16 protein-coding genes and 2 tRNA genes are annotated in these 20,399 nt (G+C 50.6%); 12 read left to right on the plus strand and 6 right to left on the minus strand.

The features are described from left to right. Nucleotides 1-217 precede the first annotated feature (217 nt). On the minus strand, nucleotides 218-1,042 hold the full coding sequence (locus EL628_RS07485; RefSeq protein WP_126579337.1) for a sugar phosphate isomerase/epimerase family protein: 825 nt from the start codon (nucleotides 1,040-1,042) through the stop codon (nucleotides 218-220). 139 nt (nucleotides 1,043-1,181) lie between these two features. On the opposite strand from EL628_RS07485, the gene serS reads away from it, so the two are divergent. From serS to EL628_RS07505, 4 genes are all read left to right on the plus strand, one after another. After that, nucleotides 1,182-2,453 carry a serine--tRNA ligase gene (gene serS / locus EL628_RS07490; protein WP_126579338.1) on the plus strand — a complete coding sequence of 424 codons (1,272 nt, stop codon included), beginning with the start codon at nucleotides 1,182-1,184 and terminating at the stop codon, nucleotides 2,451-2,453. Between the two features lie 73 nt (nucleotides 2,454-2,526). Next, nucleotides 2,527-2,610: transfer RNA gene (locus EL628_RS07495), tRNA-Ser, on the plus strand. A gap of 258 nt (nucleotides 2,611-2,868) precedes the next feature. After that, complete coding sequence (locus tag EL628_RS07500; RefSeq protein ID WP_161975330.1) at nucleotides 2,869-4,329, plus strand: DUF4388 domain-containing protein; 1,461 nt, start codon at nucleotides 2,869-2,871, stop codon at nucleotides 4,327-4,329. Between the two features lie 54 nt (nucleotides 4,330-4,383). Then, nucleotides 4,384-5,412: a sigma-54 interaction domain-containing protein gene (locus tag EL628_RS07505; protein WP_126579340.1), complete on the plus strand. Its 1,029-nt coding sequence runs from the start codon at nucleotides 4,384-4,386 to the stop codon at nucleotides 5,410-5,412. A gap of 41 nt (nucleotides 5,413-5,453) precedes the next feature. Here the strand turns inward: EL628_RS07505 and EL628_RS07510 are convergent, their stop codons facing one another. The 3 genes from EL628_RS07510 to EL628_RS07520 all read right to left on the minus strand — a co-directional run bounded on the left by EL628_RS07510 (nucleotide 5,454) and on the right by EL628_RS07520 (nucleotide 7,381). Next, a complete protein-coding gene (locus EL628_RS07510; RefSeq protein ID WP_126579341.1) occupies nucleotides 5,454-6,689 on the minus strand; it encodes a molybdopterin molybdotransferase MoeA in 1,236 nt (411 codons plus the stop codon). Nucleotides 6,690-6,782: 93 nt separating this feature from the next. Further along, nucleotides 6,783-6,856: transfer RNA gene (locus EL628_RS07515), tRNA-Glu, on the minus strand. Between the two features lie 102 nt (nucleotides 6,857-6,958). Continuing rightward, nucleotides 6,959-7,381, minus strand: coding sequence for a VOC family protein (locus tag EL628_RS07520; protein ID WP_126579342.1), 423 nt, complete (start codon nucleotides 7,379-7,381; stop codon nucleotides 6,959-6,961). A gap of 471 nt (nucleotides 7,382-7,852) precedes the next feature. Between EL628_RS07520 and EL628_RS07525 the strand changes: the two genes are divergently transcribed. The 5 genes from EL628_RS07525 to EL628_RS07545 all read left to right on the plus strand — a co-directional run bounded on the left by EL628_RS07525 (nucleotide 7,853) and on the right by EL628_RS07545 (nucleotide 13,596). Continuing rightward, nucleotides 7,853-8,866, plus strand: coding sequence for a DUF929 family protein (locus tag EL628_RS07525; RefSeq protein WP_126579343.1), 1,014 nt, complete (start codon nucleotides 7,853-7,855; stop codon nucleotides 8,864-8,866). Nucleotides 8,867-9,131: 265 nt separating this feature from the next. Then, a complete protein-coding gene (locus tag EL628_RS07530; protein WP_126579344.1) occupies nucleotides 9,132-10,034 on the plus strand; it encodes a histidine phosphatase family protein in 903 nt (300 codons plus the stop codon). Between the two features lie 94 nt (nucleotides 10,035-10,128). Continuing rightward, nucleotides 10,129-10,962 carry a hypothetical protein gene (locus tag EL628_RS07535; protein WP_126579345.1) on the plus strand — a complete coding sequence of 278 codons (834 nt, stop codon included), beginning with the start codon at nucleotides 10,129-10,131 and terminating at the stop codon, nucleotides 10,960-10,962. Between the two features lie 191 nt (nucleotides 10,963-11,153). Beyond that, on the plus strand, nucleotides 11,154-12,377 hold the full coding sequence (locus EL628_RS07540) for a glycosyltransferase (protein WP_161975331.1): 1,224 nt from the start codon (nucleotides 11,154-11,156) through the stop codon (nucleotides 12,375-12,377). Nucleotides 12,378-13,314: 937 nt separating this feature from the next. Beyond that, nucleotides 13,315-13,596 carry a hypothetical protein gene (locus tag EL628_RS07545; protein ID WP_126579347.1) on the plus strand — a complete coding sequence of 94 codons (282 nt, stop codon included), beginning with the start codon at nucleotides 13,315-13,317 and terminating at the stop codon, nucleotides 13,594-13,596. A gap of 287 nt (nucleotides 13,597-13,883) precedes the next feature. Here EL628_RS07545 and EL628_RS07550 read toward each other — a convergent pair whose 3' ends face one another. Continuing rightward, entirely contained in the window at nucleotides 13,884-14,285 is a 402-nt protein-coding gene (locus EL628_RS07550; RefSeq protein ID WP_126579348.1) for a hypothetical protein, read from the minus strand. Nucleotides 14,286-14,733: 448 nt separating this feature from the next. Here EL628_RS07550 and mnmA point away from each other — a divergent pair, with 448 nt between their 5' ends. From mnmA to EL628_RS07565, 3 genes are all read left to right on the plus strand, one after another. Then, nucleotides 14,734-15,906 carry a tRNA 2-thiouridine(34) synthase MnmA gene (gene mnmA, locus EL628_RS07555; RefSeq protein ID WP_126579349.1) on the plus strand — a complete coding sequence of 391 codons (1,173 nt, stop codon included), beginning with the start codon at nucleotides 14,734-14,736 and terminating at the stop codon, nucleotides 15,904-15,906. Beyond that, nucleotides 15,903-17,714 carry a translation elongation factor 4 gene (gene lepA, locus EL628_RS07560; protein WP_126579350.1) on the plus strand — a complete coding sequence of 604 codons (1,812 nt, stop codon included), beginning with the start codon at nucleotides 15,903-15,905 and terminating at the stop codon, nucleotides 17,712-17,714. Before mnmA ends, lepA begins: the two co-directional genes overlap by 4 nt. A gap of 1,089 nt (nucleotides 17,715-18,803) precedes the next feature. Further along, nucleotides 18,804-19,004 (plus strand): hypothetical protein, encoded by a 201-nt coding sequence (locus EL628_RS07565; RefSeq protein WP_126579351.1) that lies wholly within the window; start codon nucleotides 18,804-18,806, stop codon nucleotides 19,002-19,004. A gap of 153 nt (nucleotides 19,005-19,157) precedes the next feature. Here EL628_RS07565 and EL628_RS07570 read toward each other — a convergent pair whose 3' ends face one another. Beyond that, a complete protein-coding gene (locus EL628_RS07570; protein ID WP_126579352.1) occupies nucleotides 19,158-20,366 on the minus strand; it encodes a tRNA dihydrouridine synthase in 1,209 nt (402 codons plus the stop codon). Nucleotides 20,367-20,399 lie beyond the last annotated feature (33 nt).

The following is a 20,399-nucleotide window of genomic DNA, read 5'->3' on the forward strand; positions in this document are numbered from 1 at the left end:
CAATCGTGCCAGGCTTATGCGGCGGAAACATGCGAGAGGTTTTTGTATGGATTGTGATAGGCCAGAAACTGAGCGATCTTATCTTGCTCGGTTCGGCAGATAACCTCATTAAACATACAAAGATCGTACCATGAGCGTACAGAGAAGTCAATGCCTGAGCAATATCGATAGAAGAGCCAGCATATAAGTAAGACAAACACAGGTTTGATATCGATGGTTATGAGACATAGTGACGAAGGAAATCCAGACTCTCCTGAATTCTGGGAATATCAACCTCACCATCCTTCAATAGAGCCGGGGACTCCAGACTAATATTGCCCATATAATGAGAAGTTTTTAATTGGGCAAAAAACTGATCAAAGTTGATCTTGCCTTCGCCTGGATGGAGATAGCGGCGCTGTCCATTGAGAAAAGCCTGCCCATCATAATCTTTAATATGAATATGTTGCATTAAATTTTTTTGCCAGATCCAGGAATGTGAGAAGACATCCTCAGTATGGTTATACATCGCTAAAAATTCCGTATCGAGAGCGATTGAGCAGCGAGCATCACAGGTCAGAGCACGATGAACATTGACCAGCGGATCAAAATGACGGCCAGGAATCGTCTCAATCGCCAGCTTCTGGTCATAACGGTCAACCAGATCCAGACATTGACTGAGAACAGAGAGATTATTCTCCAGATTATTATCCAGGTCCGGCCAATTCCAGAGATGCAGAATGAGAATCTTCGTGCCGAGCATACTGCCGAGTAAGCAATTTTCAGCGAGCAACTGGACTCCACGTTCACGTTCAGCAGGATCGGCATGGCCGAGCGCAGAGCCGATAGATTTCTCTGTATGCATAGCAGGAAAGCGGAGCTGAGAATGCTGGAGATCCTGTCCAACCCATTTAATATTGCCATACCAGCCAGGAAAGAACATCAATTCAAAGCCATCCACCTGTAATTGTGGACCATATTTCAGGACTGCTTGATAGCCAGTGAGGTCAGGGAAGCGGCTAAATGCTCCTGTGGAACAGAGTAATTGCATTGTTGTATCCATGCCTCAAATGTCTCCTCACTTTATATGTAATTCTGTCTATCTATTGTATATTGTTTGGTATTGACAATTCCAGCCCAGAGCACAGACAAGTTGAACCAGAGCAGCATGAAAAAGATAAAAATATGGTATACTGAAGCATATGTTAAGTCTAGATTTTATCTGTCAGCATCCCGACATCGTGCGAGAAGGCCTGCGTAAGCGCCGTCTTTCCATCAATCTGGACGAGATTTTACGGCTGGCGGAGCAGAGGCGAGCCTTAATCACACGCTGCGATGGCTTACATGCAACTATCAAAAGTCAAAGAGAGCAGATCAAAACGTTGCCTGTTGGCAAGCGTGCAGTTTTGAATGCGCAGACCAAGCTTTTATCGGAAGAGCTCCAGCAGCTAGAGTTGCAGGGCTCAGACCTTAAAACGCGATTGAACCTGCAACTGTTAAGTCTTCCCAACCTTCCACAGGCGAGCGTCAAAGAGAATAGCGAGCAGGAAGGCGACAATGAACTGCGCCGTTGGGGGCATCAGAGCGCCTTCCAATTTAAGCCCCTGCCCCATTGGGAGGTAGGTGCCAGATTAGGACTGATAGATAGTGAAGGGGGCGTGCGAATTGCAGGAAGTCGTTTCGTTGCCTTGCGGGGCGCAGGCGCAAAATTAGAGCGGGCCCTGATCTCATTTATGCTTGATACCCATACCACTCTTCATGGCTACACAGAGATACTACCGCCGCAGCTAGTCAAGCGTTCCGTTATGGTTGGATCCGGTCAGCTTCCAAAATTTGAAGAGCAAGCCTATGTGTGTGAAGAAGACGAGCTTTATTTAAATCCCACTGCCGAAGTACCGTTAATTGGTCTGCATAGCCACACAACATTCTCTTTTGATGAGCTACCACTGCGTTATGTTGCCTGGACGACGGCATTTCGTCGTGAGGCAGGTGCGTCATCGCGACAGAATCGTGGACTTCTGCGCCTCCATCAATTCAATAAAGTCGAGCTATTTCAATATGTCTTCCCGACGGAATCCGCCAATGCTCTGCGGCAGATGGTAGAACATGCCGAGAGAATCTTGCAGCTTTTGGAGCTGCCCTATCGGGTAGTGGCTCTTGATGCGGCCCAGTTGCCATTTTCGGCGGCTCGTGCCTTTGATATAGAGGTCTGGATGCCAGGAATGGATGAATACATTGAGATCTCGTCGATAAGCAACTGTGAGGCCTTCCAGACTCGTCGCGCCGAGATTAAATATCGGCCACAACAGGGAGCAGCCATGTATCCTCATACACTGAATGCCTCAGGTCTGGCAGTGGGTCGCACCATGGCAGCAATCCTTGAGACCTATCAGCAAGCGGATGGATCGGTGATCATTCCGAAAGTACTACGGCCATATATGGGAGTATCTGAGCTCGCTGCACCTGTAGAATAGGACCTGATTGGTAAAAAAAAAGAAAGTCGAGAAACCCCTTCCAATTCTCAGAGGAGTGTGGTATATTATTTGCGGAGGGATGGCGGAGTGGTCTATCGCGGCTGTCTTGAAAACAGCTGGGTTAACAGCCCCGGGGGTTCGAATCCCTCTCCCTCCGTATCAGGGCAGGATGATCTGCCCTGAACTTGTCTTTACCGCATTATTTTTGACCCTCTTGGGTGCCAGAGGAGACCCTGTATCACCCACTTCTAGCAGTGGTTCTCAAGTGCGAGATGTTTTGCGCTCATCTACACGGGATGCACTGGCATATGTATTGCGAAAAGTCGTAAGTGACTCTTGCGCAGGTATATGTATCCACAACGTAGAGGCCATATACTATGCAGGGAGCCGTTTTCTGGACGGACGGTGAAGTATTGTGTCGCTGATTGGGACATTAGATCAATTCAGTTTATCGAATGTGTTACAGCGAATTGAGGCACATCAAAAGACAGGTCTGCTTGTTGTCAGACAAGGGGCTCAATGGGTCGAATTTTATCTTCGTGATGGTCGGCTCCTGTGTATTGGCCCGGTTCGAACAAGTGCCACCCTTGGTGAGCGCTTAATGCATGATGGTGTGATCTCACCTACGGTGTTTCAGGAAACGCTTCTGGTTATTGGTAATGCCGATCTCAGCGAGACGCGCTTCGCTCTGACTCTGATGGAGTTAGGTTATGTGAGCCGCGATGAACTCCGCAACTGGGCGATCAGTAAAGCTGTTGATGTGTTGCAAGCTCTGTTGCCCTGGTCAAGCGGGGATATTTATTTTGATGAGGGGCTGCCAGCTCCGACGGATCGTTTATTAGCCTCCATGGAAGTCTCTGTGCTCATTGCCTCGGCTGAACAGCTCATGGCCCAGCTAAAGATGCAAGCAGAAATAGCACGCCCTATCCCTCCAACATCCCCTCTTCCTGCACCTGCTACGTATAGCACATTGACGTCTCAGATTATTCAAGAGCCACCCATAACGCCACAGCCTGTGAAGCCCGCCACCCATGTGTCACGCGTTCCTACGCTGATGGGGGCCTCGCAATTTTTGGATGAGTCGGCCTTCGTTCCTCCCATTATGGCAACTTCTCTGCCTACGACCGAGCCTATTTATGAGTCTTTGTTGAATGATGAGCCATTTATCACCCCCTTTGAGGAACAGAGTGGGGAGAGCGGTTTTCCCTCTTTTCTTGGCGGTGAGAGTGGTCTGGGTACCGGGCCTTCAGCCCCTTCATTGCAGCCAATGCCTGTGATGAATCCTGTGCCCCCCCGGCGGATCGATACTTCGTTTATGCGCCCGGATATGGTCTTGATCCCCATTGATCTCTCGGCATTCCGAGAGCAGAATCCGCAGATCCAGGTTACCCCTGATCAATGGCGGATTTTAACGCGCGTCGATGGAAAGACAACGTTACAGATGGCCTGTCAGGAGCTTTCTATGCTCCCGGAATTAGTCTGTCAGGTGGCAGGGGAATTAATGGCTGAAGGTCTGATTTATGTATCGTTGCCGGATCAGTTGCCAATGAATGAGCCGACCCCTCTCGTGCGTGATGTTTCAGGCCTGGGCTTAAGCGCGAACTATGTGGCACCTGGCTATGCTGCTGCCGCTGCGTCTCCATGGTCCGCATCTGTCCCACCGTTGCCAGCGCCAGATGCTGCCCCTCAATTTCCTTCATCGCTGCCCTTTGAGACGCAATCTCAATGGGGGAATGGCGGAAATGGTGCTACCTTTATTCCGGGTCGTGGCTGGATTACCACTCCTCAACCAATGCAACCTCTTCCAAGCGGTCCCTTAGCTCCACAAAATGGTATATATGCTCCTATGGGAGGCAATGGGAATAACGGGTATTAAGAGAGCTTGAACGAAAGCGTTGTCTATTTCTGTGAGGGGTGAGGAAGCCGGGGTATGTGGACAAAACCGCTATCAACGCTCCATCTGTATGAGGATGAAGCTGCACGAAGAGCATTTCTTCAACAGGTGATGATTGGGAAGAGCCCTGCGATTCAAAAGGTCATTGAACTGGTCTGCCAGGTAGCAATCTCTCCCTGGACGCCAGTGCTGCTATTCGGTGAGAGTGGGACAGGCAAGGAGGTGGTGGCTCATGCCATCCATGAAGCCAGTCTGACCGCGTTGCATGAGTTTGTCCCCATTAATTGCGCTGCAATTCCTGAAAGTCTACTGGAGACTGAGCTGTTCGGAGTGGAAGCCGGTGCCTTCACTGATGCTCATGTGAGCCGTGAGGGGTATCTTATGCGTGCAAATGGAGGAACCTTTTTTCTGGATGAGGTGAGCTCGATGCCCCTGCCGTTGCAACCCAAATTATTGCGCTTTCTGGAGGAGATGACTTTTCGTCCAGTGGGCGGTGTAGATGAGCATACAGTACATCTGCGGGTGATCTCGGCGACGAATGAGGATCTCGCTGTGGCGGTTAAACAGAATGCTTTTCGACAAGATCTTCTCTATCGGCTCAATGTCTTTTCTATCTATCTCCCAGCATTACGCGAAAGAACAGAGGATATTCCACTTCTCATCGATCATTTCTTGCATTTAGCGCAGACTGATGGGGCTCCTACCATTCAGATAAGTGATGAGGCTATGGAGCTGCTGATGCAGTATAGCTGGCCAGGCAATATTCGTGAGCTACGTCATGCATTGGAGCGAGGGCAGATCCTTTGTAATGGTCAGGTGCTTCGCGCGCGCGATCTTCCCGACGAGATTCGCCAATTGTCCGTAGCTGATAGCCAGCGTCTCAATGAATTTCCGCAGCAGTTGCGGCTCCCGCCAGAAGGAATCAACCTGCCTGCGTTTATTCAAGAGATTGAACGCAGGCTGATCGCACAGGCTTTAAAAGAGTGTCATGGTAATCAGGTACGTGCTGCAGCAAGGTTGGGGCTTTCGCGAGACCAACTGCGCTATCGGCTCTCAATGTATTGATCGGATTTCAGGTTAGACCAGCATGAGCGCCGTAAATGTGCTCACCCATGTGCCAGAACGGATGCGACCTCAGGCCAGGTAAGCATCAGCGCACGTACGCGAGAACCAGCGGGGAGCGCTCCGCTATTTTCTGGAATGACCAGCAAGGCATTGGCATTGCGGAGAGAGGTCAGGATATGAGAGCCCTGTGCTCCAGTGACTTGAGCGACCAGCTGACCATCCTGCCAATCTACATGTGCGCGCACAAAGTGGCGGCGTGAGGCAGTCTCCGTAAAGCTGTCCTGTAAGATGACTTCAACCTGTGGCTTATAAAGGCGCGTGTGGCCTTGCAATTTGCGAATGACAGGGCCACCGAAAAGTTCAAACGTGACTGCCGTTGAGACTGGATTTCCAGGCAATCCAAGGAGTGGAACCTGACCAATATGCCCAAAGGCAACTGGTTTGCCGGGCCGCATATTGATGCGCCAGAAGTTTATCTCTCCCTGCTCTTCCATCATCTGTTTGACGAGATCAAACTCTCCCACAGAGACGCCGCCAGAGGTAAGGATGAGATCATAGCGGGCAGCTTCCAGCAATTTTGCGCGGAGGCTCTCCTTTGTATCGAGCGCCACACCGATACGAAATGGGATTGCTCCTGCTCGGCGGACAGCGGCCTCCAGCAGATAACTATTGCTATTGCGGATCTTGCCGGGTTGTAAGGGTTGATCGATCTCAATCAGTTCGTCACCAGTGCCTAAAATCGCAACGCGAGCGCGGCGGATGACTGGAACCTTTGCCCAACCCAGGGCCGCCAGAATACCAATCTCCCAGGGACCAATCTCTGTGCCTTGAGAGAGAATCAACTGGCCGCGCTGCATATCCTCACCAGCGGGGCGAATATTATTGCCGGGAGCGGATTCCCGAAGCAAGGTAACATGCTGGTCATCAATCAGACGTGTGAGCTCTACCTGGAGGACAGTATCGGCTCCGGGTGGGATAGGGGCACCTGTCATAATGCGCATTGTCGTGCCGGGCTGAATAGTTTTTGTGGAGACAGAACCAGCGGGCACCTCGCCGATAATGCGTAGGGGAGAGGATTGCCCATCCTGTATCTGAACATCGGAGCTGCGTAGCGCAAAGCCATCCATAGCGGAATTGGCGAAAGGGGGCATCTCTTCTTGCGCAATCACATCGGTAGCAAGCAGGAGACCCTGTGCTTCAGAGAGAGAGACCTGTACTGTGGGGAGTGCAGTAATCTTAGCCAGCATCTGGCTAAGGGCATCTTCGACACTAAGCATAGTTTGTTTGCCTCAAATAGAGAAATGACGTTAATAACAGAGAAGCCTGACATCTCAAAATAAAAGTGATGTCAGGCTTCTCTGCAAAAATAATACCTCGTACGGGATTCGAACCCGTGATCTCCGCCTTGAAAGGGCGGCGTCCAAGGCCACTAGACGAACGAGGCATCGCGTTTTCGGCTTTAAGCTTCAACGGTTAGGATTGTACCTTATTCAGCTCTCTTTGTCAAGCATAATCTGGACGTGTTTTTCCGTGGTATTGAATGTGCTTATTCAGTAGCCAGATACGAACCGAGGATCGTTGTCAGCTCTAGCTTATTGCCAAAGGGATCGAGTGTGAAGAAGCGAGGCCGATTAAAGATAGGTCCGGCTTCGTTGATCTCATAGCCAGCCGCAGCCAGAGCCTGCCGATAGGTTTCGAGATCCGGGACTTCGAAGCAGATATGGCGCGACTCCTCAGGATTGGCGGGATGATTGGGATCAGGAATAAAGTGGAGCTCCATCTCTCCATCGCCAACCGCAAACCAGACCAGGCCGCGATCTGTCAGACTCTGTGGGACAGGCTTTTCGACAAACCCCAGGACGCGGCCATAGAAAGCACGCACCTGTTCCTGACCATCAGTTGGAATGGGAAGAGAGACATGTTGTAAGCGGGGAAGCGTTAAGCCACGCTGCTGGTGAAGAGAAGACATTGTTCAAGCAACCTTCCATGTTTATCATATAGTCTATATCGGAAATAGGAAAAGTATAGCTCTAGTGTACCACACCATTCGGGAGTGCTCTGGTGCTGGGAGGCTGGGCTTTCCCATTCTGTGTTGGTCCTCTGACGGTCACAGAGGCCCTCGCATCGGGAAGAGCGCGAACAAGAGGAAAATAATGCATCAGGTTATTTCTCGGGCGCGACTGCGGTCTGGCCCCTGTCATCAGCCTCAATGAATTGATCTGTGACCCCTTCTCAATTCATTGTCCCCCCAGACAGGGGCCACAGTCGCGCCCGCTGAGCGTCCCTAGCCGCCTTCCTCTCCTTTCCTGGCTTCTGGCCTCTTCTGTGAGAATTGGAAAGCCCTGGCTGGGAGGTTCGATTGTAGGCAGTCGTAAGTCATTATGCTACAATAAGCATACATTTTGAGACACTTTACACATAGAGAGGTTATCCATCAGCGATGGCGAAGACAAAACAGCATACGACCTCGGCGGCTCAGCGGCGCGAACTGGAGCGGCGGCAGAGGCAACGCTCACAAAATACTGTCAACGGACGTGCTCCACGTGGTAGTGGAAAGCGTGGCAAGAAAAAATCTGGTGTCAATCCCTGGATATTTATCGGGAGCCTGGTTGTGTTAGTGGCGGCTGTGATTGGTTTATTCGTGTTTCTTGCGAGTCGCAACCAGACGACAGCAGTTCCGGTTAAGCCAGCAGTCTTCAATGAATTACAGCATGTCTCCCCTGACCTGCTTGCACAGGTAGGGATTGGAAGCGTCCAGACTGGCAGCAATGGTCTGATGAAAGCAGCCAATGGTCATCCGCCTATTTTGCAGGGGCCCAATGGCAAGCCTGAGGTCTTTTACATGGGAGGCGAGTTCTGCCCCTATTGCGGGGCTCAGCGCTGGTCTATGATTATCGCCTTAAGTCGATTTGGCTCTTTTGACAAGCCCCTGGATGCGATCATTTCGAGCGAAGCGAGTATTCCCACCTATACATTCCATGGTGGCTCCTACCACAGTCAATATCTTGATTTTGTGCCGGTTGAGGTCAGTGGTCAACAGCATGAGACACTGGAGCAGCTAAGCAGCGATCAGCAGAAGCTGATTCAGACATACGATGCCCCCCCTTATGTCGCTGCCCAGAGTGCGAATACCTTCCCATTTATCAGTATTGGCAATCAGTATGTGGCGACAGGCTCTTTCTATGCGCCCGATGTCCTGATTGGCAACGATCATCAGACCATTGTCAACGAGATGAAGAAGTCTGATACACCCATCTCACAGGGAATGTTGGGCTCAGCCAATTATCTGACCGCTTCCATCTGTAAGATGACGGGGAACCAGCCCGGTGAGGTCTGTAATAGCGATCTGATTAAGGGCATACAACAGAAATTGCCCAACGCAACCGCATCGACAGGTTCTTCGCAACTGGCGGCCAGCTTTGAGCCAGTTGCAGCCTTCCGCCGCCAGGATTAAAGGGTCGGCAGACCGCGTCATAACGCTTGCTTCAGGAAGGGCTGTTTACAGGCCCGACGGTGGGTATGGGAGCGCGGACTGGGCAGGAGGTGAGGGGTGCTAAAAGACGGGGACCCCCTCTTCTTACCGGTTACGAGATTGCGAGATAGTAGAGTTGCAACCACGCGGTTCACGCTGGTACAATAAAAGACAATCCATTTGTTCGGCTATTGGCATTCGCGAGTACTCAAGTATAAGATGCAGAACGTCGATAGAGAGAAGGATATTGACCGCCGTCCATACGAATTTTTTGCGCCGTTGGCTGTTTGCAGCAGGAAGCTGGCTCCAGTTGGGCTGGATCGTGATCAGAGTGGGAGTACGCTTCTGGCTCTGGCGCGCTCAGTTATGGCTGCATATACACGAGAACACTAATCAGATCCAGAGCAAGCGTTCTCAAAGAGAAAGTTCACAACTATTTATGAAACAGACCTTGTTGATCATCCGCCATGGGCAGACGACCTGGAATGTAGAGCATCGTCTTCCCGGTCAGGTCCCTGGAGTGGCCCTCAACGAGACCGGAAAAAAGCAGGCCGAGCGTCTGGCCGAGGCCTTAAAGGTTCTTTCAATCAGTGCGATTATCAGCAGCCCATTAGAGCGAGCCTATGCCACAGCCGAATTTGTGGCCCAGGGGCGCGAGCTGGAGATCCTGCTTGAGCCCGATCTCATGGATACAAATATTGGGCCCTGGGCAGGAAAGACTATTAGCGAACTGAACAAGCAAGACCCGGCCTGGTCCGCTTATGTGAGGGACCCAACCGTTGCGCCCGAAGGAGTGGAGACCTTTCCACAGGTTCAGCAACGGGTCGTTGCCGCAGTTGAACGATGGTGTGCTCGAGAAGGAATTGGAGATCGTCTGGCCTTTGTGGCCCATGCAGATGTTATCAAGCTTTTAGTCGCTCACTATAGTGGTCTACCAATCAATCGAGCTAGCTCCATTATGATTGATAATGCGTCTGTAAGTATGATCGAACTCACGCAAGAGCATCCCCCGCATGTTGTTTCGATAGGTTGGAATCCGCAACCAGGCTGGCTAAAGGCTCCTGAAGCGGAGAAAAAAAAGGATGAAGAGCCGGCCCCATCCATTGAACAGAAGGAGGACGCCGAGCAATCGCAGGAAGTTGGCGAATGAAGCAAAGTAAGTTAAAAAAGTAGGTTAAAATAGAGATTCCAGATGGCGTTAGAGATCATGTCCAACCTCAGTGCAAAGAGAAGGGAAACAGACCATGTTTGATCCTCGAGACCCCTACGAACGGTATTATTGGCATTATGAATCCCGACGTCCACTCTCCATGGCCCAGATCATCTCTCTACAGAGTGTGGACCCTGAGACTGTAGCGTTGATTTGGCTCTTGCTCGAGCATGGTGCCTCTTTGACCGTCGCAGGCCCCACTGATCCTCAGCCTGGCGTTGGCAAGACGACCACCTTGAATGCGCTTTTACAATTTCTTCCTGAAGGGGCATCGATTGCCTATATGTCTGGAATGTATGAGAACTTTGCCTTTACGCGCCTGCCCGATATCGAACCAGCCAGGACCTACGCACTGTGTAATGAGGTCAGCGACCATCTGCCAATTTATATGTGGGGCCGGATTGCCCGTCGCTATCTCTCATTGCCGGGACAGGGATATCATGTCGCGACCAGCGTTCATGCGGATACCATTGCCGATGTCCTCTCCATGTACCAGTATGATCTTCGTCTGGGCGTTCATGAGATTCGTCGTCTGGGCCTGATCATCAATATTGGCCTGGTCGGGAAAAGCCATCCAGCTCGACGGCGCTGGTTTACCAGTCATTTTGTGCAGCCTTTTGAAGATGCGGCCAGGCCAGAGGCAGTCTTACCAATCGAATTATCGCATTGGAATCAATCTGAAGATAGCTTTGAACACGCTGAGCAGCCAGTCATGGAAGACCTGGCATCGTGGATTGGCCTGGAATTTACGCAGTTTCAACAGGCATTGAAGCGCCGGGTAGAGTGCCTTCAAGAGCTCTCTCAGGGATCGGGCGCAGATCTTGAAGAGATGTATGAAGCCATTGCAGAACTGCGTAGCCTGGAATAACAGCCTGCAGAGGGCTTTTTCGTCGCAGTAGGCAGCCAGATGGAAATAGATGGAGCGGTGTGCAGTGTTATATCGTATAGGACAAGAAAGGAGGACGTCTCATGGTCATACAGAAACAATATGCAAGCGAGGGGCATTGGCCTCGCATCTGTGCTAATTAATATTACAAAATAATGAGGAGTAGATCTGACATGTTATTGCGTATCGCCATGCTCAGTATCCACACGTCGCCGCTGGCAAATCCGGGGCAGACGAAGGATGCAGGAGGCATGAATGTTTATATACGAGAATTAGCTCGCGAGCTTGCCAAACAAAATATACTTATCGATATATTTACTCGTTGGACCGACGAACAGGTTCCCCAGATCGTCCAGCTTGCCCCCAATGCCCGTGTTATTCATATCAAAGCGGGCCCGCTAGCACCGATCCATAAAGATGAATTATATCAATATACCCCCACATTTGCGCGTCATATCGATGAGTTTCGACGTCGCGAGGGTAATCGCTATGACGTCATCCACAGTCATTACTGGTTGTCTGGAGTTGCGGCTATGCGCCTGGCCTGTACGTGGGGTATTCCTCATATCACGATGTTCCACACGCTGGCACGTTTGAAACAGCAGGCAAATCCTGCTGCTACTGAGCCTCCGTTGCGCCTGGAGATGGAGCAGCGGCTGATCCACCATGTTGATCGGATCATTGCGGCCACCGCTGATGAGCGAACCCAATTAATGCGTAGCTGTGGAGGTACAGATCAGCAGGTCGAAGTCATTCCCTGCGGAGTCGATTTACAGCTCTTCACCCCTCAATCGAAAAAATGGGCACGTGAGCAACTTGGGCTGCCGGAAGAGCAGCCTCTCTTATTGTTTGCAGGCAGACTGGATCCTTTCAAAGGGCCAGATGTTTTGCTGCATGCGGCCAGATTGATGCAGAAGAAAACGCATGTCGTTATTGTTGGTGGGCAGCTGGAGGGCGATAGAGATCTTGAGCAACTGCGCCACTTAGCAGAGGAGCTCCAGCTTTCATCTCGCGTCCATTTTCTGGGGGCGCGTCCGCGTGCCGAGATGCCGCTTCTCTATAGTGCTGTAGATGTGACCGTCGTTCCCTCATATCATGAAAGCTTTGGGCTGGCGGCGGTTGAATCGCTGGCCTGTGGAACGCCAGTGGTGGCTACTCGTGCGGGTGGCCTGACCACCGTCATTCAGCATAGTCAGACCGGCTTTCTCGTGCCACGTAATCCAGGCTTCTTTGCCGAACGGCTGGACCTTCTGTTGAGCGATCCAGAGCTAGCCGCTCGTATGAGTGCAGCGGCCCGCTCATCGATTCTAAAATTTGGCTGGGAGAGCGTCGCCAGTCAGATGCGTGAGCTGTATGAGGATATGGTGGAAGAGGGTCGCTGTCTGGTGGCGCTTTAGGAGATAGAGTAGAAGAGGGTCGCTGTCTGGTGGCGCTTTAGAAAAGAGAAGAGAATTGCGACTAACCATGATTAGTTGCAATTGCGAGCTTATCCTGGCCTCATGCCTACCAAGACTAGGGTCTTCTGGCCTGGAGCCGATAAAGAAGAGAGGAAACAGAACTCAGCTATCAGAATTGTGAGACTGAACTGTCATCTGTTCCGTATCCATATCAGGCCAGAAGTCACATTGTGCACCGATGCAGAGGAGATGGTCATAAAAGGGGTCACTACGCGACATGAAAACTCCGTGTTCAGTGGCGATCCATCAATGTTTGCTTAAATGTTGAGCACATCTCAACAATTGGTTGTAATGATCTGCATTGATGTAGAGTGGAATAAGAAACAATACGCTGACAATGTTGTTGAGATGCAAATTCATAGCGTTTAGGGTGGACTTTCACCTATCTCTATGGTATACTCACACCAACAGCAAGAGACATTCACGTTTAAAGACGTTCAACCTGAGGGCCACTGCTCTTAAGGAGAGAGTGCTGCCTACACAGGTTTTGACCACTCAGAAGAATACTGGGTTGAAGGTGGAGCTGCTTATGTGTACAGTCTCAATTGAAATGCAGGGGCGTCCAATCATCGAATTTTACACGATCTCTGCGACTGAGGCTGTTGCTGACAGATAAAGGGTGCACCAGGGACATTTTCCCTGGTGCTTTTTTTATTCCCCTCACACATATCCACCGGACAGACTCAAGCATTTTCTTGTACAGGCTTTATTGATTGGCAACTGGTAGTGCAGCCCCTGATAGTCATAGGAGAAAGAGAGGACCCAGACTTCTTTTTATTGATCGACGAGAGCGAGTTTAAGCGAAGCCATCCGGGCAGTGTATGCTGGATGGTATGTGGTACGAAGTGGTTGTCAGATTAAAAAGGAGAGTAGGAACATGAACTCAAGTATGATTAACAAAATTGCGAAAGCCAAACGGTACGCCGAGGAGCCTGAGCGCATTCAATTTACGCGTTTCGAAGCCAATTTTCAGGGCGAAAACGACGTCCATACCACAACATATAGTAGTGGCGAATGGCAGTGCACCTGTCGCTTTTTCCATGATTGGGGTGATTGCTGCCATACAATGGCGATGCAGCGTGTCCTGGGCGTTACTATTCCAGCGGCCCATCGCCACGGTGTCTTAACAGGTCTGGGGACCGGTCCTCTCACACACTGACCTTGCTGCTATCTTATGTGTGTGCAGAAGAAGACCGCTGGCTTGTAGTGTGGAGAAGAAGGTTGAGGGTCACGTAAAGAAAAACAAAGAGGCTCTGCTCATTTGAGAAGTGAACAAAGGCAGAGCCTCTTGTTTTTTGGCCTGTGATATGGTCTGGTTGTAGGCGCTTCAAAATAGGGCAGATCTCCTCATGGCATCGTCTTAAAGCCCTGATTGAGAGGGGCTTAAGAAGCATGAGTGATTGTTTCCATCCTGTGCAGAGCAGCTAAGCGGGCGTCTGCGTATGCTTAGAAGTTTCGGCCAAGGATGACATATCCGCCAATAATAATGGCAATCATAAGTACAGCCAGTATAGCGATAAAGATCAGATCTTTGCGCACATAGGCAAAGTGTTCAGCTGTAATGAGCGAAGCGGAATTGCGCTGTTGTTGAACGCGAGCGCCAGCCTGACGGCGGGCAGCCATACGTGCAGCGGCGCTCCCTCCTTTTGGTGTAGCAGGGACGATGGGCTCAGCCGAGTACTCTTCCGTCTCAGGAAGCGTAGCGGTAGCGGCTGGAGCTCTGGTTGGTAGAGGTGCGATCTCCTCTTCTGCCTCCGCGGTAGCGGGACGTACCAGCTCAAAACCCTTTTGAGCTTTGGCTTTTTGACGTTGCGCAGTCGCGCGTGAATTTGCAGATTTCTTTGGCATAATTTTGCTTGCTCCCTACTCGTCAGGCACACCATAGTGCAAGCTGGACGAGCGAATTGATTCTTTTGAAACGCCTGCCTTCTGGGTGAGACGCAGCGTAAGGCGTTACTGCACCTGTACTATCGAGCGTTTACGAGACGATTGCATTCATTATACATGAAACATATGCTGTAGTCGAGACTCTCCATCCGCCTGGGCTAGAAGTGTCTTTGACAAATGGGTCGAGCTGTGCTACTCTTTACGTTGGACATAAAGGGCAGAACAAATCTATCACCAGAATGTATGGAACCGTGAGGAAGGCTAGCCCCGATAGATGGCTAGTCCTTTTTTCTACGCACTTCTCTGCATCTTCTTTTGTATGAACGAATTTTGTATGAACGAAGTGGAGAAGCTTTTCCATCATCTACTATTACGATACACTCTAGTCACAACAAGCAGGACGTGAATCATGGCACGAATTGTCGTCGCAATGAGCGGCGGCGTAGATAGTTCGGTCGCCGCGGCGCTTCTAAAAGAGCAGGGGCACGAGGTGATTGGCATTATGCTACGCCTCTGGTCAGAACCAGGCGTGATTGAATATGGCGATGTTGAGCGCGTGGTACAGAATAAATGTTGCTCGCTGGAAGCCGTCGATGACGCCCGGCGTGTTGCGCGTATGCTCGATATCCCCTTTTATCTGGTCAATGTAGAGCAAGAATTTAAAGATAAGATCGTTGATACGTTTTATGAAGATTACGTGGCTGGTCGTACTCCCAATCCCTGCCTGAATTGTAATCGGCAGATTCGCTTTACCACTCTGCTTAACCGGGCACTGGCTCTGGATGCTGATTACCTTGCCACGGGTCATTATGTTCAGGTTGACGATCATCCAGTCAAAAGCGGGAAGCGCCGTCTCCGTCGAGGGGTTGATCCAGATAAAGATCAATCCTATGTCCTGCACGTCCTTAATCAGCATCAATTGGCCCATGCCTGTTTTCCGCTGGGTGGCTTTACTAAGCCACAGGTACGAGCAATGGCCGCTGAGCGTGGTATGACCGTTGCCCAAAAGGCAGAGAGCCAGGAGATCTGCTTTGTGGCTCAGAACGATTACCGTGGCTTTATTGATCGCTATGCAGAGTCCAGGCGTGAGGAACAAGAGGAGCGTGAGCTGGTCGCCGTTGGGGCCACCAGATCGTCTTCATCACTGATCACGATTCCTCGTCCAGGTCCCATCTATAATCAAGAGGGGAAGACCCTGGGACGGCATCGTGGGCTGGCGTACTATACCATCGGGCAGCGGAAAGGCCTGGGGATTACCTCATCTGAGCCTCTCCATGTCTTAAAGATCGATGCGACCAACAACGCTCTTGTCGTTGGGCCAGCGACTGCATTGGACCAGCAGGAGTTTGTGGTCGGAAAGATGCACTATCTCAGCGGCGAGACGCCTGCTGAGCCCTTTGATGCGCAGGTGCGCGTTCGCTATAAGGCTCCTGAACAGCCGGCACGAGTTACTCCTTTAGAGGGAGGTCGTGCTCACGTCACACTGCTACACCCACAACGGGCCATCACACCCGGCCAGGCCGCCGTCTTTTATGGTGGTGAGGATGGAGATGAGGTGTTGTGCGGAGGAATTATTGAATGACTGATCTGGCACACATTCGCAATTTTTGCATTATTGCTCACATTGATCACGGCAAGTCTACTCTCGCAGATCGCTTGCTTGAATTTACCGGGACGGTCTCCAAGCGTGAGCTTATGCAGCAGACGCTCGACCAGATGGAACTGGAACGCGAGAAAGGGATCACGATCAAGGCTCAGGCTGTCCGGATGCGCTACAAGGCATTAAACGGAGAAGAATATGAGCTCAATCTGATCGATACCCCGGGACATGTGGACTTTACCTACGAGGTATCTCGCAGTCTGGCGGCCTGTGAAGGGGCCCTGCTGGTGGTTGATTCGACACAGGGGATCGAAGCCCAGACCCTGGCGAACTTATATCTGGCGTTAGAGGCGAATCTGGACTTGATTCCAGTCATCAACAAGATCGATCTCCCCAGCGCTGAGCCAGAGCGTGTTCGCCAGGAGGTCGAGGATGTGATTGGTATTCCTAAAGAAGATTGTATTCTCGCCTCGGCCAAAGAAGGCATCGGGACGCAGGATATTCTGGAAGCAATCATTAAAAATATTCCACCGCCGAAAGGGGATCTCAACGCTCCTCTGAGAGCCCTGGTATTTGACTCACACTATGATGCGTATAAAGGCGTGATTGCGTATCTACGTGTGATGGATGGCTCATTAAAGGTCAATGAGCGGATCGCTTTGATTGCCTCTGAGAGCAGCGCTGAAATTCTGGAAGCGGGCTACTTTCATCCTAAGATGACCTCTGTTGGTGAACTGACGACCGGTGAGGTTGGGTATATTGCGACTGGCTTTAAAAATGTCAAGGATTGTCGTGTTGGCGATACCGTAACCGTCCCTTCAGCCCTTGGCACTATTCAGCCGCTTGCTGGTTATGAACCTGCTAAACCCATGGTCTTTGCAGGAATCTACCCTGTAGATAGCAATGACTATCCTGAGTTGCGAGAGGCACTGGATCGTCTGAAGCTCAATGATGCGGCCCTGTTTTACGAGCCCGAGACCTCTAATGCGCTCGGTTTTGGTTTTCGCTGTGGTTTCCTGGGGCTTTTACACATGGAGATTATTCAGGAGCGCCTGGAGCGGGAATACAATCTGGACATTCTGGCGACTGCGCCCAGTGTGGCGTACCATGTGACGAAAATGGGTGGAGAGGTCATTGAGGTGGATAATCCGTCCGAGATGCCATCCTTTGGCGAAATTGAGAAGATCGAAGAGCCGACCATGGATATCTCCATCTTCACACCAAGTCGCTATATTGGAACCATTATGGATCTTGTTACCACTCGGCGCGGCATTTATAAAGATCTGAAGTACATTGAAGCCGAGCGCGTTCTTCTCACCTATACCATGCCACTTGCTGAACTGATCATTGATTTTTATGATCAGTTAAAGTCGCGTACTCAGGGTTATGCCTCGCTGGATTATAGTTTTGCGGGCTATCTGGAGGCTGATCTGGTCAAACTGGATATTCTGGTCAATGCCTTTCCAGTGGATGCTCTCTCGTTGATTATGCACAAGGATAACGCCTATTATCAAGGAAGAGCGCTGGTAGAGAAATTGCAGAAGCTGATTCCACGTCAGATGTTTGAGGTCCCGATTCAGGCTGCCATTGGTTCACGTGTTGTGGCTCGCGAGACCGTGCGAGCGATGCGTAAGGACGTTCTGGCCAAATGTTATGGTGGTGATATTAGCCGTAAGCGTAAACTTCTCGAGAAACAGAAGGAAGGGAAGAAGCGCATGAAGATGGTAGGAAGTGTTGAGATCCCTCAAGAGGCCTTCATGGCCATCCTGTCTCTTGGAGATAATAACTAGCGCAAGACATAAAACGAGGGCTGGATAGTCACGGCTATCCAGCCCTGTCGGTTTTTTCTTCTTCACAACTCCCATATCACGTCAACCGATGAGAATCGCTTTACTCGAGACATCGCTGGCATCTATTCTTCAGCGATCATCCCCATAATACTTCAAGCCATCTCGTAACGCATAGTAGGCGTCTAGCTATATACACTCTCTATAACGAGTTGTGGTTGAGATACAAGACGATGACTAGACGTTTTCAGGGGGAGCCCATTGCCCGCATCCACGGGCCCTGCTAGTCAATCTGATAAACCATCCCAAGGATTCGTATTGGTTTCTTCGTCGGTCTCATAAGCGGCTCCTTTCGGAAATTGCTCTGCTAGGCCGTTGCTAGTGCCAGGGTCTGTTTGCTCCCTGGTGGTGTCCCTTTGTAGGAACACTTTGATACTAACATATCTCCTGGGACTTGTCAAGATCGGATACTCCCATTAGTGTGAAGTTTATTCATAGAATGACGTATATAAACGTTTAGGCTGTGAAAATTTTGTGAATAAAAAGGTTTCTCAGTGTTGAGAAAAGGCTCTTTAATCGGCATCGCTGGCGTCGATTGTGCCCCTGGGTTGTGGCATCATCCATTTTTTTTCAGATGGTAAAAAAATGTGTTGGAAGGCCCCGAGCAGGTGGAATGAATAAGTACTTTTTCGAGGATCAGTTCTCGATTTCACATTTGTGTGGTATAGTAAGTGCGGTAGGAAGAGGTGGCAGAGGAGGAGTAAGCAGATCTGTGTGCGTCTAACGAATGTGAGCACAAGAGGAAGAGCTATAGAGCAGAGACCTGTGCGATCAGATATCTTCGATGAAGAATGATAAGAGCTTCCTCTTTTGGGTCTATGTTTGCGTCCAGTGTACGATAAACATAGAAACTGGCAACCAACAGGAAGCTGTTCTTTTTGGATGTAACCAATTTGTATTTGCTTACGTAATGAGCAGTAGAAGGTATTATTACAGGGCGCGTTGACCAAGGTGAGACACCGTGTTCATAGATTGTTTTCTTGGTAACATCCAACTTTCTAAGATTCTAAGATTCTGAGAGGTAATGCAACCATGTCGACCGGTACTGCTGAAAAGACACTGAACCGCGCTCTAGAGTTATTGGGTGGTTCGATTGACCCAGATATTGCCGAGACGTACTCATCAATTGAGGCTCGTATTTTGGCGCAGGCTTTAGAAAATGTGGAGATTGCAGAACAACGTCTCCGTGAGATTCAGAAGCTTTTTGGTGAGATTGAAGAGGTGATGGTTTAGCCTGGCTCGGGATGTGTGGGGATGAGGGCGCTTATTTCAAACACACCGCAATCTACCAGTATATTTCTGCGATGTAACAGAACAGAGCTGGCCTTTTTTGAATGGGAAGGCCCGCTCTGTTCTGTTTTTGTGCTCTGGAGCTTGTCGGGAGTGTTAGATAGCGCAGCTTAGATCGAGCTCTGTATCCTGTGGCTCCGGTATCAACAGCTCTTCAACAGTATCGTCTGTACTCTCAGTCTCTTCGAGGGCTTTTAAAATGATGCGCTCAACATCTGCCAGACTGTGAATCTGAACCAGTTCATTGCGCACCTGTTTCGCCCCTGGAAACCGTCCGAGATACCAGCCCATATGTTTACGGAGTTCAACAAAATGATCCTCACCCTTCAAGGCCGCATGAACACGAGCATGTTCGAGTGCCATATGCAAGCGCTCTTCACGGGTGGGCTGGATGGTGGGCAGGTTCTCTTCAGTGGGTCGCTGTCCTTCACGCAGTAAATGGCGAAGCTCTTCTTTGCGCTGGAAGATCCAGGGATTCCCAAAAGTTGCTCGTCCAATCAAGACGCCGTGAACCCCAGCCTCTTGAATACGCTGCCCGGCCTGTGCCAGGGTGAGAATATCTCCATTGCCCAGGATCAGCGTCTCCGTCTTGCGGACAATTTCCGCTGCCTCGGCGATGGCTTCCCAGTTAGCTTCCCCTTTATAATGTTGGACCAGTGTACGCCCATGTAAGGTAATGACGGCGGGCTCCAACTCTAAGAGCTCCTGAACCCAGTCGGTAATGGTAATCTTGTCGTAGCCCAGGCGTGTTTTCACCGAGACTGGAAGCAAGCGGCGTTCAATCTGAGCAGAATCGCCCCAGATGCGGACGCGTTCCTCGTTCATCTGGCGAATACGTTGAATGCGCTGAGGGTCCATCTCGAGTTCTTCAAGTGTCTGACCGTTGGCCCAATCCCGCACCCCCTGCTGAGTGGCACGAATAATCTCCTTAGCCGTATCGGGAACCCGAATCAGTGCCGCACCACCGCCACGATTGGCGATTTTGCTTGCGGGGCAGCCCATATTGATATCGACGCCATCGAAGCCAAGTTCGCAGACGACATGTGCAGCCTTATAAAAGTATTCGGGCTTACAACCAAAGATCTGAGCTACTGCTGGTCGTTCCACTGGTGTATAGAGGAAATCGCGGAAGATACGATCGCTACCACGCCAGAGACCCTCAACATTTGTAAATTCGGTAAGCACCACGTCGGGGCGGCCATGAAGACCATGCATGGTACGGCAAGGGGCATCGGTCACGCCATCCATCGGGGCCAGGCCAATAATTGGTTGTGTCAGGGTTTTCCAGAATGATGCAAGTTTCATTGAAAATCTCTACTCTTTCAGCGCTTGTTGAGC

The sequence above is a fragment of the Tengunoibacter tsumagoiensis genome, assembly GCF_003967535.1.
In the GTDB taxonomy this organism is placed as follows: Bacteria; Chloroflexota; Ktedonobacteria; order Ktedonobacterales; family Ktedonobacteraceae; genus Tengunoibacter; species Tengunoibacter tsumagoiensis.